Raw genomic sequence first — 13,298 nt, 5'->3', positions numbered from 1 at the left:
TCCCATGGATTACAACGCCATGCGCCACTTCGCCGACAGCTGGGGCCTGCTCGGCATGACGGTCTTCTTCGTTATCACCGTCTTCTATGTCTTCCGTCCCGGCAGCAAGAAGATCGCCGACGAGGTGAAAGCCATTCCGTTCAAGGATGACGCAAATGACTGATAAGCATATCGACGACGTCAGCGGTGTTTCCACCACCGGCCATGAATGGGACGGCATCCGCGAACTCGACAATCCGATGCCGCGCTGGTGGCTGTGGACCTTCTATGCCACCATCCTGTTCGCCATCGGCTACACCATCGCCTATCCGGCATGGCCACTGATTTCCAGCTCGACTGCGGGGCTGACCCAATGGTCGAGCCGCGGCGCGTTGCAGGAAGACATGCGCCAGGTGGCGGCAGAAAAACAGGGCATTCTCGACCAGATCAAGACCAAGGATGTGCACGAGATTCTGGCCGATGAAAATCTGCGCCAGTTCGCCGTTGCAGGCGGCGCGGCTGCCTTCCGCGTCAATTGCGTGCAGTGCCACGGCTCCGGCGCGCAGGGCGCGCCCGGCTATCCGAACCTCAACGACGATGACTGGCTGTGGGGCGGTTCCATCGACGAAATTCTGACGACCATTCGTCATGGTGTCCGCTCGAAGGACGACGCGGATACGCGGACTTCCGAAATGCCCGCCTATGCCGACATTCTGGAACCGCAGCAAGTTCGCGATGTGGCGGCCTATGTGGTGAGCCTGACCGGCACGCCGCATGACCCGTCGATGGTCCCGGCAGGCCAGAAAGTCTTCGCCGAAAACTGCGCCGTCTGTCACGGTGCCGACGCCAAGGGCAGCCGCGAATTCGGCGCGCCGAACCTGACCGATGCGATCTGGTTCTACGGTTCCGGCGAAGACGCGATCATCCGTCAGGTCTCGCACCCCAAACACGGCGTCATGCCCGCATGGGAACCGCGCCTCGGCGACACGACCGTCAAGCAGCTGGCGATATTCGTGCACTCGCTGGGCGGGGGAGAATGAAGAGAGGGGGGTAAGGGAGTAGGGGAATAGGGGAGTATGTTTTGGTTGTGAAGGCCCGCAACGTCGCTCCCCTTTTTTTTTCATACTCCCTTACTCCCCTATTCCCCTACTCCCTTCTCCTCTCAAGGAGCATAAAATGTCAGAGCAGGTCGAACGCATCGACGTTCAGGCAGTGAATTCCCCCAAGACCCGGCAATCGCTCTATGCGGCGCGGGTCAAGATTTTTCCGAAGCGTGTTCGCGGTGAGTTCCGGCGCTTCAAATGGCTCGTCATGCTCATCACGCTGGGCATCTATTATCTCACGCCGTGGTTGCGCTGGGATCGCGGGCCTTATGCGCCCGATCAGGCCGTGCTGATCGACCTCGCCAATCGCCGCTTCTATTTCTTCTTCATCGAAATCTGGCCGCAGGAATTCTATTACGTCGCGGGCCTGCTCATCATGGCGGGCCTCGGCCTGTTTCTGGTCACATCCGTCGCAGGCCGCGCATGGTGCGGCTATACCTGCCCGCAGACCGTCTGGGTCGATCTCTATCTCGTGGTGGAACGCGCCATCGAAGGCGACCGCAACGCCCGCATGAAGCTCGACAAGGGGCCATGGACTTTCGACAAGATCTGGAAGCGGGTGGCGAAACATTCGATCTGGCTTTTGATCGGGGTGCTGACCGGCGGCGCGTGGATTTTCTATTTCGCCGATGCGCCGAAATTGCTCCTCGACTTCGTGAGCGGACAGGCGGCGCCCGTCGCCTATTTCACCGTCGCCATTCTCACCGCCACCACCTATGTGCTGGGCGGGCTGATGCGCGAGCAGGTCTGCACCTATATGTGCCCATGGCCGCGCATTCAGGCCGCGATGCTGGACGAGAATTCGCTGACCGTCACCTATAATGACTGGCGCGGCGAGCCGCGTTCGCGCCATGCCAAGAAGGCAATCGCCACCGGGGAAGCCGTCGGTGACTGCGTGGATTGCAATGCGTGTGTCGCCGCCTGCCCGATGGGTATCGACATTCGCGACGGCCAGCAGCTTGAATGCATCACCTGCGCGCTATGCATCGATGCCTGCAATTCCGTTATGGACAAGGTCGGCAAGGCGCGCGGGCTTATCTCCTATGCGACACTGGCCGATTACAACGCCAATATGGCGCTGGCGACCGACAACGGAACGATGCCCATCACCCCAGCGCGGGTTTATGATGCGCCGAACCGCTTTTCCGACAAGGTGCAGAACCTGTCGTGGGGCAAGGTGCTGCGTCCGCGCAGCCTGTTCTATTTCATCGTCTGGGCGCTGATCGGCCTCACGCTTATCATTTCGCTGTCGATGCGCCAACGCATCGGTATCAATGTCCTGCATGATCGCAACCCGCAATATGTGCTCCTGTCCGACGGTTCAATCCGCAACGGCTATACCGTCAAGCTGCTCAACATGATCCCGACGCCGCGCACCTTCCGGCTTTCCATCGAAGGTCTGCCCGGCGCGACCCTGACCGTACAGGACGAGACGGCAGACGTAGCCGGCAATTATGCCGTGCCCGTCGAACCCGACCGGCTGAAGACATTGCGCGTCTTCGTGACCCTGCCGCACAGCGCCATCACCGATCACCGCCAGGATTATGAAATCGAAGTGCGCGATGCGGACGGCGCGGAACACGCCCGCTACAAGGCAACCTTCATGGCTCCGGAGGGACGATAATGTCGGCAGAAACCAAGACAGCATCCGCAAATTCGTCGGGCACTTTCACCGGCTGGCACATGCTGGGCATCATGGTGGCGTTCTTCGGGGCGATCATCGCCGTCAATGTGACGATGGCCTATTTCGCCATCAACAGCTGGAGCGGGCTGGTCGTCGCCAATTCCTACGTCGCAAGCCAGGAGTTCAACGAAAAGGCCGAGACCGGCAAGCAGCAGGCCGCTCTGCAATGGCAGTCGAAACCGTCCTATGAAAATGGCGTGCTGACCTATCGTCTGCTCGACCGCAACGGCCAGCCGGTTGCAGTGACTGGCGGTACCGTGGAGTTCAAGCGTCCGGTGGGCGATGTGAACGATACCAAGGCCGCGCTCACCGCTGGCGACGAAGCAGGTGTGCTCGGCGCCAGCATCGCGCTTACCGATGGCGCATGGGTCATGGAAATCAATGCCGATGCCGGTCTGGAAGACCCGTATCGCCACATCATCCGTGTCCTGATCAAAAACGGCAAAATGCTATGAGCTGCTGCGTCGAAAATGCACAGATCGCGACCGTCATCCAGCGTGTTTCTCCGGATGAAATGCAGCTCGCCAGCCGCGCGCTTGGCGACGGGCTGCGGCAACTCGACCTCTCGGTGCCGGGCGTTCACTGCGGCCTGTGCATCAAGACCATCGAAGATGCGCTGGGCCAGATTGCGGGCGTTGCCTATGTGCGCGTCAACCTGACGGCGCGCCGGGTCGCGATCCGCTGGAAGGACGGCGAAACGCCGCCCAATGTCGTCGATCCGCTGCGGAAGCTCGGCTATGAAGCGCATATTTTCGACATGGCGCAGGAGAAGGACCCCGCCTTCACGCGCCTGCTGATCGCGCTTGGCGTTGCGGCTTTTGCCTCCAGCAATGTCATGCTGCTTTCCGTCGCCGTCTGGTCGGGCGCGGATGCGGCAACCCGCGATCTGTTCCACTGGGTCTCTGGCCTCATCGCCCTGCCGACGCTGATCTTCTCGGGCCGTATCTTCTATGTTTCCGCTTGGAATGCGCTGCGCAACAGGCGAGTGAACATGGATGTGCCGATAGCGCTCGCCATTTCGCTCGCTTTTGCGATGAGTATCTATGAGACCATGAACCACGGTCATCATGCCTATTTCGATGCCTCCGTGACGCTTTTGTTCTTCCTGCTGATCGGTCGCACGCTGGATTACTTGATGCGCGCCCGCGCCCGGTCCGCCGTGCGCGGACTGGCGCAGCTTGGCAGTCGCGGCGCGGTGGTGATCGGCGATAATGGCGAGCGGAACTATCTGCCCGTCAATGAAATCCGCCCCGGCATGCGCATCATTCTGGCGGCGGGCGAGCGTGTGCCGGTGGATGCCAGAATTGAGGAAGGCCGCTCCGAACTCGATTGCGCCATTGCATCAGGCGAAAGCGATGCGGTGCCGGTCGGCCCCGGTTCGGATATCCGCGCCGGTACGCTGAACCTCTCCACGCCACTCATCATCCGGGCGACGGCGGAAGCGAAAGATTCCTTCCTTGCCGAAATGGTGCGCCTGATGGATGTGGCCGAGAGCGGACGCGCCTATTATCGCCGCCTCGCCGACCGCGCATCGGAGCTTTACGTGCCGATGGTGCACACGATCGCCTTCCTCGCATTTACAGGCTGGATGGTCTACACGGGCGGCGACTGGTATCGCTCGATCTATATCGCCATCTGCACGCTGATCATCACCTGCCCATGCGCGCTGGCGCTGGCGGTGCCGATTGTGCAGGTGGTTGCGGCGCGCCGCCTGTTCGAAAACGGCATCATGATCAAGGACGGCTCCGCCATGGAGCGCATGGCCGAGATCGACACGGCGATTTTCGACAAGACCGGCACGCTCACGCTCGGCCAGCCGCGACTGATCGGCGTTGAAAGCGTCAATGCGCGCTATCTGGAAATCGCCGCCGAACTGTCGCTCTATTCCCGCCATCCGCTGTCGCGGGCGTTGGCGCAGTTTTCCGGTCAGGGCCCGATGAGCGCCTTCACCCGGATCGAGGAATTTTCCGGTTCGGGTATCGAGGCGGAAATCGACGGCAAGCTCTATCGTCTCGGCAAATCCGAATGGGTGGGCGGCATGGCCGATGCAACCGCCGCAAACGGCCCGGAAACCTGCCTTTCCATTGACGGTATGCTGGTTGAAACCTTCCGTTTCGAGGACAGCCCGCGCGAAGACGCGGCCGCTGCCATCGCCGCGCTGAAAAAGGATGGGTTGAAGCTCGCCATTATTTCCGGCGACCGGTTGCCCGCCGTCAGACAACTCGCGGATTATCTCGGCGTCGATGATTATCGCGGCGCAGTGCTGCCCGCCGACAAATCCCGGCTTGTACAGGAGCTTTCCGGCGAAGGCCGAAAGGTGCTGATGGTGGGCGATGGTCTCAACGATGCGCCCGCCCTCGTCGCGGCCCATGTTTCCATGGCGCCTGCAACTGCAGCCGACATCGGGCGCAATGCCGCCGACTTCGTGTTTTTGCGCGAGAGTTTGGCCGCCGTGCCGCTGGCCTTTGCCGTCTCAAAGGAAGCGGGCCGACTGATCAGCCAGAATTTCGCGCTGTCCATCGGCTATAATATCATCGCCGTGCCGATTGCGATCTTCGGCTATGTCACGCCGCTGGTGGCAGCACTTTCCATGTCGCTGTCATCCATCGTTGTCGTTAGCAATGCGTTGCGGCTCAAAGCCGGAAAGCAGAAGCAGCAGGCACAGACGCTAGGCGCGCCGGTTGCTACCATCAAGGAAGCGCATAAATGAGCGGGCTTCTCTTTCTCATTCCCGTCGCGCTGCTGATGGGCGCGGTGGGGCTTGCCGCCTTTCTCTGGTCGCTGAAAAACGGCCAGTATGAAGACCTAGATGGTGCAGCGAACAGAATCCTGCTCGACGACGACACTACCCCGTCACAAGAATCGCACGCAGATCGTTGACATTGGTGCCGGTCGGACCCGGTATGAACAGATCACCGATAGCGTCAAAGGCTGTCCATGCATCGTTGTTGTTAAGGCGCGCCGCCCCATCCTCGCCCGCCTTTTGCAGACGCGACACCGTGCTGCCATCAGCAAATGCACCCGCATTGTCCTCCGAACCGTCAATGCCATCCGTATCGGCGGCCAGCGCATGGATATTGCCATAGCCGTCGATATCGAGCGCGAGGGACAGCAGAAATTCGCTGTTGCGCCCACCTTTGCCACCCTTGCCGCGAATGGTGACGGTGGTTTCGCCCCCGGAGAGGATGACCACCGGCTTTTTGAACGGGCGGTCGCGTTCGGCCACTTCCCGCGCAATTGCCGCATGGACATGCGCCACCTCGCGCGATTCCCCCTCCATGGCGTCCGACAGGATCACCGCTTCAACACCGTGGCGGGCGGCCTCTTTCGCCGCCGCTTCCAGCGATACGGCGGCAGATGCAATCACCCGCACCTCGTTTTGCGCGAAAACCTCATCGTCCGGCTTTGGCGCATGCGCGCCTTCGCCGCGGATATGCGCAAGTGCGGCCTCCGGCAATTCCAGCCGGTAGCGTTCGATGATCTTGAGCGCATCGTCGCGGCTGGTTTGGTCCGGCACAGTCGGGCCGGAAGCCACGAAGGCCGGATTGTCGCCCGGAATATCCGAGACCACCAGCGAGAAAACTTTGGCCGGATGGGCGGCGGCGGCAAGGCGTCCGCCCTTGATGGTCGAAAGATGCTTGCGCACGGCATTCATGGCCGAGATCGGCGCGCCCGACGCCAGCAAGGCCTTGTTGACGGCAATTTCGTCTTGCAGCGTCAGCCCTTCCGGCGGTGATGGCAGCAGTGCCGAGCCGCCGCCTGATATCAGCGCCACCACGAGATCGTCTTCCGTGAGGCCCGATACGGCTTCGAACAGGCGCTTGGATGCCACAAGCCCGGCATCATCTGGAACCGGATGCGCCGCCTCGATAATCTCGATGCGTTCGCAGGGCGTGCCATAGCCGTAGCGTGTCACCACAAGACCCTCAATCGGCCCGCCCCACGCCCTTTCGAAAGCCGCCGCCATCTGCGCGGAACCTTTGCCCGCGCCGATGACGATCGTGCGGCCCTTGGGCTTCGCGGGCAGGTTTGCCCGTATCACCAGTTCCGGATCGGCTGCGGCAACAGCCGCATCGAAAAGGCTGGTCAAAAACTTCTTCGGATCGGCGATGGCGCTTGGGGCAGTCATGAGATTCCCGATTTTGATTATTGGTTTGGCAGCACTATTTCGTGCCGCGCACATAAAATCAATGGAGCCGGCCACCTCCTCCAAAGCGGCCAGCTCCACCTTCTCCCCTCCAGAGAAAAGGTCATGCCCGAAGCTCAGGCGACCTCGTGATTGGCCATCCGCTCAAGCGCGCGCACCAGACCGGAATGGTCGAGACCATCATCGCCGTGCGCCGCGCAGGAATTGAACAGCTCCTGCGCCATGGCCGTGTTGGGCAGCGAGACGCCCAAGGCCTTCGCGCCCTGAAGCGCCAGATTGAGGTCTTTCTGATGCAAGGCAATGCGGAAACCAGGATCGAAGGTGCGCTTGATCATGCGCTCGCCATGCACTTCGAGAATGCGCGAGGAAGCAAAACCGCCCATCAGCGCTTCGCGCACCTTGGCCGGATCGGCACCCGCCTTCGAGGCGAAGACCAGCGCTTCGGCAACAGCTTCGATGTTGAGCGCCACGATGATCTGATTGGCGACCTTGGTGGTCTGGCCATCGCCGCAATCGCCGACCAGCGTGATGTTCTTGCCCATCAGCTTGAGAAGCGGCAGCGCCGCATCAAAGCTTGCCTGCGCGCCGCCCGCCATGATGGAGAGGCTGGCGTTCTTCGCGCCCACCTCGCCACCGGAAACCGGCGCGTCGATATATTCCGCACCCGTGGCGCGGACTTTTTTCGCGAATTCCTTGGTCTCGATGGGCGAAATCGAACTCATGTCGATCAGCGTCTTGCCCTTGCCCAGACCTTCCGCCGCGCCGTTTTCCCCGAAAAGGACTTCGGCCACCTGCGGCGTATCCGGCAGCATGAGTATGGTCGTCTCGCATTCCGCGGCCACCGCTTTGGGCGTATCGAGAACCGTCAGCCCCGCATCCATCAGGTCCTTGTGCGGCGGCTGGCTATGCTTCGAGGTGAAAAGCTGGTGGCCTGCTTTCTGCAAATGCTGCGCCATCGGCTTGCCCATGATACCCAGTCCGATAAAGCCGATCTTGGCCATTCTCTACCTCCCTATGCAATTTACGCGCTCAGACGCTCGGCTTCATATTGTTTGAACCAGCCCAGACCTTCCTCGGTGGTGGTCTTCGGCTTGTATTCACAGCCGATCCAGCCCTTGTATCCGGCGTTCTTCAGTGCTTCGAAGACGTTCGGATAATGGATCTCGCCGGTGCCGGGCTCGTTGCGCCCCGGATTGTCGGCAAGCTGCACATGCGCAATCAGCGGCTTGTAGCGCTCATAGGTGGCGACGAGTTCGCCGCGCGTGCGCTGCTGGTGATAAAGGTCGTACTGAATGAACAGGTTGTTGCTGCCCACCTCGTCGATGATCGAAACCGCCTGCTCCACCGTGTTCAGATAGAAACCGGGAATGTCGTAATGGTTGATCGGCTCGATCAGCAGGCGGATACCGTGCTTGCCCAGTTCCTTCGCGGCCAGCCGCAGATTGCCGACAAAGGTGGCCCGCAGCGCGTCCGGATCGATGCCCTGCGGCGCGATCCCGGCAAGGCAGTTGACCTGCGAGCAGTTGAGCGTCGTGGCGTAATCGATGGCATCCGCCACGCCGCGCCGGAACTCATCCACACGATCTGGCAAGACGGCGATACCGCGCTCGCCGCCTGCCCAGTTGCCGGCGGGCAGATTATGCAGCACCTGCGCCAGATTGTGCCGGGTCAGCGCTGCTTTCAGCTCATGCCGGTTGAACTCGTAGGGGAACAGATATTCCACCCCGGTGAAACCCGCCTTGGCGGCCAGCGCAAAGCGATCCATGAACGGCACTTCGGTGAAAAGCATGGTGAGATTGGCTGCAAATCTTGGCATTTCCGCCTCCTCTGTTTTTCTACGCAATTGCGGAGAACCGCTTCACACTTCTCCAATTGCTCTAATGTTGTTCTTTTCCCTCATCCTGAGGAGCCTCCCGAGCTTGTCGAAGGGAGGCGTCTCGAAGGGCGAGGGAAAACGCACCGTGCCTGCCCTCACCCTTCGACCCTTCGACGGGCTCAGGATGATGCTTCGCTTCGCTCCGCACCTCAGGATGAGGAGTGAAGCCGGGGGAAAAATCGCGCCGCTAATCCAGCAATGCCGCAATCGCGGTCGGCGCATCCTCGCCGCGCTCGGCCAGGTCCTCGAACTCGACCACCTGATCGATGTCGGCACCCATGGAAATATTGGTGACGCGTTCCAGAATGAATTCCATCACGACCGGCACCTGATGCTCCTGCATCAGCGCCTTGGCCTGCTCGAAACTTTCCGCAAACTGGTTAGGGCTGCGCACCCGGATCGCCTTGCAGCCGAGACCTTCGGCAACCGCCACATGATCGACGCCATAGCCCTTCTCCGCATCGCCGGACGCATTGATGTTGTCAAAGGCAAGGCTGACCTCGAAATCCATATTGAAGCCGCGCTGCGCCTGACGGATCAGGCCGAGATAGGAATTGTTCACGACGACATGGATGTAGGGCAGTTTGTGCTGCGCGCCGACCGCCAGTTCCTCGATCATGAACTGGAAGTCATAGTCGCCCGACAGCGCCACGATAGGCCGATCCGGATCGGCAGCGCGGACGCCCAGAGCCGCAGGCAGGGTCCAGCCGAGCGGACCGGCCTGACCGCAATTGATCCAGTTGCGCGGGCGATAGACATGCAGGAACTGCGCGCCCGCGATCTGGCTGAGGCCTATGGTGGTGACATAGCAGGTGTCACGCCCGAAAGCCTTGTTCATCTCCTCATAGACACGCTGGGGTTTCAGCGGCGTCTGGTCGAAATGCGTCTTGCGTAGCATGGTGCGCTTGCGGCCCTCGCATTCCTTCGCCCAGCCAGACCAGTCGCGCAGCCTGCCTGCTGCCTTCCATTCGGTCGCAACGTCGAGCAATTGCTTCAGCGCCTTGCCCGCATCGGACACGATGCCGAAATCCGGCGCAAACACACGACCGATCTGTGTCGGCTCGATATCGACATGGATGAAGGTGCGATCCTTCTTATAGGTATCGACATTGCCGGTGTGACGGTTGGCCCAGCGATTGCCGATGCCGATGACGACATCGGACGCCAGCAGATTGGCATTGCCGTAGCGATGCGAGGTCTGGAGGCCGCACATGCCCGCCATCAGACGGTGATCGTCCGGGATGACACCCCAGCCCATCAGAGTCGGGATGACCGGAATGCCGGTGATCTCGGCGAATTCGACCAGCAAATCCGATGCATCGGCATTGATGATGCCGCCGCCAGCAACGATCAGCGGACGTTCCGCCGCGTTCAGCATGGCAATCGCCTTTTCGGCCTGCGCCCGCGTGGCCGCTGGCTTATAGGCTTCCATCGGCTGATAGGTGTCGATGTCGAACTCTATTTCGGCCATCTGCACATCAATCGGCAGATCGATCAGCACCGGACCGGGACGGCCTGACCGCATGACATGAAACGCCTTCTGAAAAACAAAAGGCACCAGTGCAGGCTCCATGACCGTGACCGCCCATTTGGTGACCGGGGCCGCGATCTTGGCGATATCGACTGCCTGAAAGTCCTCCTTGTCGAGCCGGGCACGGGGGGCTTGCCCTGTGACGCAGAGAATGGGAATGGAATCGGCAGATGCCGAATAGAGGCCGGTGATCATATCCGTGCCCGCCGGGCCGGAGGTGCCGATGCACAGGCCGATATTGCCATGCTTTGCCCGCGTATAGCCTTCGGCCATATGCGAAGCGCCCTCGACGTGACGCGCCAGGATATGGCGGATCGAACCGCGCGCTTTCATCGCCGAATAAAATGGATTGATAGCCGCGCCCGGCACGCCGAAAGCGCAACTAATCCCTTCCCTCTCCAGCACAAGCACGGCTGCATCGACTGCACGCATTCTGGCCATGGCCAATCCTCCTATGGAATTATTCTCCATTTACAAATCCTATTTTCAAAAAATGGAAATGCATACCATTATATGGAAATAAAGATTTTCAACGGAATGGAGATAATCGGCGGCCCTTTTCGCCGGTGCAGCGATAGGATAGTGAATGATCACAGCAGAATCGGAGGCGGGCAGATGGAACAGGCCAAGGCAAAGCGGGGCCGCAAGGCGGCGGATAATGCAGCGCCCTCGTCCGTGCAGGTTCTGGACCGCAGCCTGAAACTTCTGGCGCTGATCGCCGAGAATGATGGCTCAACCCTGACCGATCTCGCCGATGCGAGCGGCATGGCACCTTCCACCGTGCACCGTCTGTTATCCTCGCTTGCCAATCACGGCATGGTTTCGCACGATCTGGAAAGCGGCGACTGGACCATCGGTGTCAAGGCGTTTGAAATCGGCAATGCCTTTCGCCGCTTCCGCAAGCTGGGCACGCTGGCGCGCCCCTATCTGAAGCAACTCATGGAGACGAGCGGCGAGACCGCGAATATCGGCGTCGAGGACGACGGCGATGTGGTGTTCATCTCGCAGATTGAAAGCCATGCGCCGATGCGCGCCTTCTTTCGTCCCGGACGGCGCGGACCGATCCACGCATCGGGCATCGGCAAAGCAATTCTGTCGACCTGGTCGGATGGCGAAATCGCCCGCGCGCTTTCAGGAAAAGCGCTGGAGCACTTCACCCAGCGCACGCTGGATGGCCTGCCTGCGCTTCTGAAAGACATTCAGGCGACACGCATGCGCGGCTGGTCCATCGATGAAGAGGAACACACGCTCGGCATGTGCTGCATCGCCGCGCCGATTTTCAACGAATATGGCGAGGGCATTGCGGGCATTTCCATCTCTGGTCCCGCCGTGCGCCTGCCCAAGAAGAAGCTTGAAGAGTTGGGGCCGCTCATCCGCGCGACCGCCGATCAACTGACCCGGGCCATCGGCGGCAAGCGCCCGGAAGAACTCTGAACACGATTATTTTGGGCTGAGCGCTTATGTTGCCGCGCTGCTCTTTTCCCTCACCCTGAGGAGCTTTCCTGAGCTTGTCGAAGGAAAGCGTCTCGAAGGGCTGAGGAAAAACAAATCAGCGCCCCCTCGTCCTTCGATCCTTCGACAGGCTCAGGATGATGCTTCGCTTCGCTCCGCACCTCAGGATGAGGGGGAAGCGAAGCGACGGATTAGACGAAAATCGTCAGGCTACATCTGTACTTTACAGTTCCGCCTTGAGCGGCCTCCCCGCCACATAGGTTTCGACAATGGCGCGGTCGTCGCCGACCGTTTGCAGCAGGAACAGCTCCTGTTCCAGCGTTGCGCCTGCCGCCATGCGCAGACGCATCGGCGATGTGGCGGCTGAATCAAGCACCACGATATCGGCTTCGGTGCCTTCGTCCAGCGTGCCGATCTTGTCTTCCATCGACAGCGCCCGAGCATTGCCAAGCGTCATCATGTAGAAGGACTGGAACGGGTTCAGACGCTGTTCGCGCAACTGCAAAATCTTGTAACCCTCGTCCATGGTGCGCAGCATGGAAAAGCTGGTGCCGCCGCCGACGTCGGTTGCCACAGCCATGCGCACGCCCGACGCCTTCAGGCGATCACGGTCGAACAGGCCGGAACCGAGAAACAGGTTCGAGGTCGGGCAGAACACCGCCACCGAGCCGGTTTCCGCCATCACGCCCACTTCGCGCTCTTCCAGATGGATGGAATGGCCAAGCAGCGTCTTGTTTCCCAAAAGGCCGTAATGCTCGTAAATGCCGAGATAATCCGGCGCATCGGGATAAAGCGACTTGGTGAAGGCGATTTCGTCGTGGTTTTCCGAAAGATGCGTCTGGATAAAGCATTCGGGATGTTCACGGGCAAGCGCCTGGCTGGCTTCGAGCTGTTCCGGCGTCGAGGTAATGGCGAAGCGCGGCGTGATCACATAGTCGAGGCGGTCCTTGCCGTGCCAGCGCGCAATCAGTGCCTTGCTATCGTCGTAACCGGATTGGGCGGTGTCGCGCAAAGCGGGCGGCGCGTTGCGGTCCATCATCACCTTGCCGCCCAGCATGCGCATGTTACGATGCTGCGAGGCACGAAAATAGGCGTCGACGCTTTGCGGATGCACCGAGCAATAAGCGACAGCGGTGGTGGTGCCATGGCGGATTAGTTCGTCCAGAAAACGCTCGGCAATGAATTCCGCGTGCTGCTCATCGGCGAATTTCTGTTCGGCCACGAATGTATAGGTGTTGAGCCATTCCAGAAGATTGGCGGCATAGGACGCGACCACCTGGGTCTGCGGATAATGGATATGCGTATCGATGAAGCCCGGCAGGATCAGATGCGGACGATGATCGGCCAGCTTCACATCGCTGCCCGCTTCCGCGCTAACTTGCGCATACTCCCCAAGGCGCACAATGCGTCCGTCTTCGACCAAAATGGCGCCATCTTCGATATAGCGATAGGAAGCGCTGTCATCGAGACTTTGCGGCTCATCGCGAAAGGTCAGCACGCGGCCACGGATGAGAAGTCGGGTCATT

The 13,298-nt window shown here is 60.5% G+C and carries 12 protein-coding genes; 7 read left to right on the top strand and 5 right to left on the bottom strand.

Annotated elements, in window-relative coordinates:
• Window positions 1-4: 4 nt before the first annotated feature.
• From HWD97_RS11965 to ccoS, 6 genes are all read left to right on the top strand, one after another.
• Window positions 5-163, top strand: coding sequence for a cbb3-type cytochrome c oxidase subunit 3 (locus HWD97_RS11965; protein WP_078337972.1), 159 nt, complete (start codon window positions 5-7; stop codon window positions 161-163).
• Window positions 156-1,019, top strand: a complete 864-nt coding sequence (gene ccoP / locus HWD97_RS11960) for a cytochrome-c oxidase, cbb3-type subunit III (RefSeq protein WP_339439965.1) — start codon at window positions 156-158, stop codon at window positions 1,017-1,019. The genes HWD97_RS11965 and ccoP overlap by 8 nt, the downstream gene beginning before the upstream one ends.
• A gap of 136 nt (window positions 1,020-1,155) precedes the next feature.
• Window positions 1,156-2,706, top strand: coding sequence for a cytochrome c oxidase accessory protein CcoG (ccoG, locus tag HWD97_RS11955; RefSeq protein WP_371835043.1), 1,551 nt, complete (start codon window positions 1,156-1,158; stop codon window positions 2,704-2,706).
• Window positions 2,706-3,221, top strand: coding sequence for a FixH family protein (locus HWD97_RS11950; RefSeq protein WP_371835042.1), 516 nt, complete (start codon window positions 2,706-2,708; stop codon window positions 3,219-3,221). The genes ccoG and HWD97_RS11950 overlap by 1 nt, the downstream gene beginning before the upstream one ends.
• Window positions 3,218-5,476: a cation-translocating P-type ATPase gene (locus tag HWD97_RS11945; protein ID WP_371835041.1), complete on the top strand. Its 2,259-nt coding sequence runs from the start codon at window positions 3,218-3,220 to the stop codon at window positions 5,474-5,476. The genes HWD97_RS11950 and HWD97_RS11945 overlap by 4 nt, the downstream gene beginning before the upstream one ends.
• Complete coding sequence (ccoS, locus tag HWD97_RS11940) at window positions 5,473-5,646, top strand: cbb3-type cytochrome oxidase assembly protein CcoS (RefSeq protein WP_371835040.1); 174 nt, start codon at window positions 5,473-5,475, stop codon at window positions 5,644-5,646. The genes HWD97_RS11945 and ccoS overlap by 4 nt, the downstream gene beginning before the upstream one ends.
• Here ccoS and HWD97_RS11935 read toward each other — a convergent pair.
• From HWD97_RS11935 to gcl, 4 genes are all read right to left on the bottom strand, one after another.
• Complete coding sequence (locus HWD97_RS11935; protein ID WP_371835039.1) at window positions 5,612-6,895, bottom strand: glycerate kinase; 1,284 nt, start codon at window positions 6,893-6,895, stop codon at window positions 5,612-5,614. The two genes, ccoS and HWD97_RS11935, sit on opposite strands and share 35 nt — an antisense overlap.
• A 134-nt stretch (window positions 6,896-7,029) precedes the next feature.
• Window positions 7,030-7,914: a 2-hydroxy-3-oxopropionate reductase gene (locus HWD97_RS11930; protein ID WP_121537300.1), complete on the bottom strand. Its 885-nt coding sequence runs from the start codon at window positions 7,912-7,914 to the stop codon at window positions 7,030-7,032.
• Window positions 7,915-7,934: 20 nt separating this feature from the next.
• Window positions 7,935-8,729 carry a hydroxypyruvate isomerase gene (hyi, locus tag HWD97_RS11925; protein ID WP_121537298.1) on the bottom strand — a complete coding sequence of 265 codons (795 nt, stop codon included), beginning with the start codon at window positions 8,727-8,729 and terminating at the stop codon, window positions 7,935-7,937.
• A gap of 247 nt (window positions 8,730-8,976) precedes the next feature.
• On the bottom strand, window positions 8,977-10,761 hold the full coding sequence (gene gcl / locus HWD97_RS11920; protein ID WP_121537296.1) for a glyoxylate carboligase: 1,785 nt from the start codon (window positions 10,759-10,761) through the stop codon (window positions 8,977-8,979).
• Window positions 10,762-10,935: 174 nt separating this feature from the next.
• Here gcl and HWD97_RS11915 point away from each other — a divergent pair, with 174 nt between their 5' ends.
• Window positions 10,936-11,754, top strand: coding sequence for an IclR family transcriptional regulator (locus HWD97_RS11915; RefSeq protein WP_121537294.1), 819 nt, complete (start codon window positions 10,936-10,938; stop codon window positions 11,752-11,754).
• A gap of 241 nt (window positions 11,755-11,995) precedes the next feature.
• Here the strand turns inward: HWD97_RS11915 and guaD are convergent, their stop codons facing one another.
• On the bottom strand, window positions 11,996-13,297 hold the full coding sequence (gene guaD / locus HWD97_RS11910) for a guanine deaminase (RefSeq protein WP_121537292.1): 1,302 nt from the start codon (window positions 13,295-13,297) through the stop codon (window positions 11,996-11,998).
• Window position 13,298 lies beyond the last annotated feature (1 nt).

The sequence above is a fragment of the Ochrobactrum sp. C6C9 genome (assembly GCF_022627935.1).
Lineage (GTDB): Bacteria > Pseudomonadota > Alphaproteobacteria > Rhizobiales > Rhizobiaceae > Brucella > Brucella teleogrylli.
This window is presented reverse-complemented; position numbering and strand designations above follow the sequence as displayed.

Excerpts from the sequence above, each read along its gene's own strand:
- HWD97_RS11935 (WP_371835039.1), bottom strand. The coding sequence starts at position 6,895 with ATGACTGCCCCAAGCGCCATCGCCGATCCGAAGAAGTTTTTGACCAGC.
- HWD97_RS11965 (WP_078337972.1), top strand. The coding sequence starts at position 5 with ATGGATTACAACGCCATGCGCCACTTCGCCGACAGCTGGGGCCTGCTC.
- HWD97_RS11950 (WP_371835042.1), top strand. The coding sequence starts at position 2,706 with ATGTCGGCAGAAACCAAGACAGCATCCGCAAATTCGTCGGGCACTTTC.
- gcl (WP_121537296.1), bottom strand. The coding sequence starts at position 10,761 with ATGGCCAGAATGCGTGCAGTCGATGCAGCCGTGCTTGTGCTGGAGAGG.
- hyi (WP_121537298.1), bottom strand. The coding sequence starts at position 8,729 with ATGCCAAGATTTGCAGCCAATCTCACCATGCTTTTCACCGAAGTGCCG.
- ccoP (WP_339439965.1), top strand. The coding sequence starts at position 156 with ATGACTGATAAGCATATCGACGACGTCAGCGGTGTTTCCACCACCGGC.
- HWD97_RS11945 (WP_371835041.1), top strand. The coding sequence starts at position 3,218 with ATGAGCTGCTGCGTCGAAAATGCACAGATCGCGACCGTCATCCAGCGT.
- HWD97_RS11930 (WP_121537300.1), bottom strand. The coding sequence starts at position 7,914 with ATGGCCAAGATCGGCTTTATCGGACTGGGTATCATGGGCAAGCCGATG.
- HWD97_RS11915 (WP_121537294.1), top strand. The coding sequence starts at position 10,936 with ATGGAACAGGCCAAGGCAAAGCGGGGCCGCAAGGCGGCGGATAATGCA.
- guaD (WP_121537292.1), bottom strand. The coding sequence starts at position 13,297 with ATGACCCGACTTCTCATCCGTGGCCGCGTGCTGACCTTTCGCGATGAG.
- ccoS (WP_371835040.1), top strand. The coding sequence starts at position 5,473 with ATGAGCGGGCTTCTCTTTCTCATTCCCGTCGCGCTGCTGATGGGCGCG.
- ccoG (WP_371835043.1), top strand. The coding sequence starts at position 1,156 with ATGTCAGAGCAGGTCGAACGCATCGACGTTCAGGCAGTGAATTCCCCC.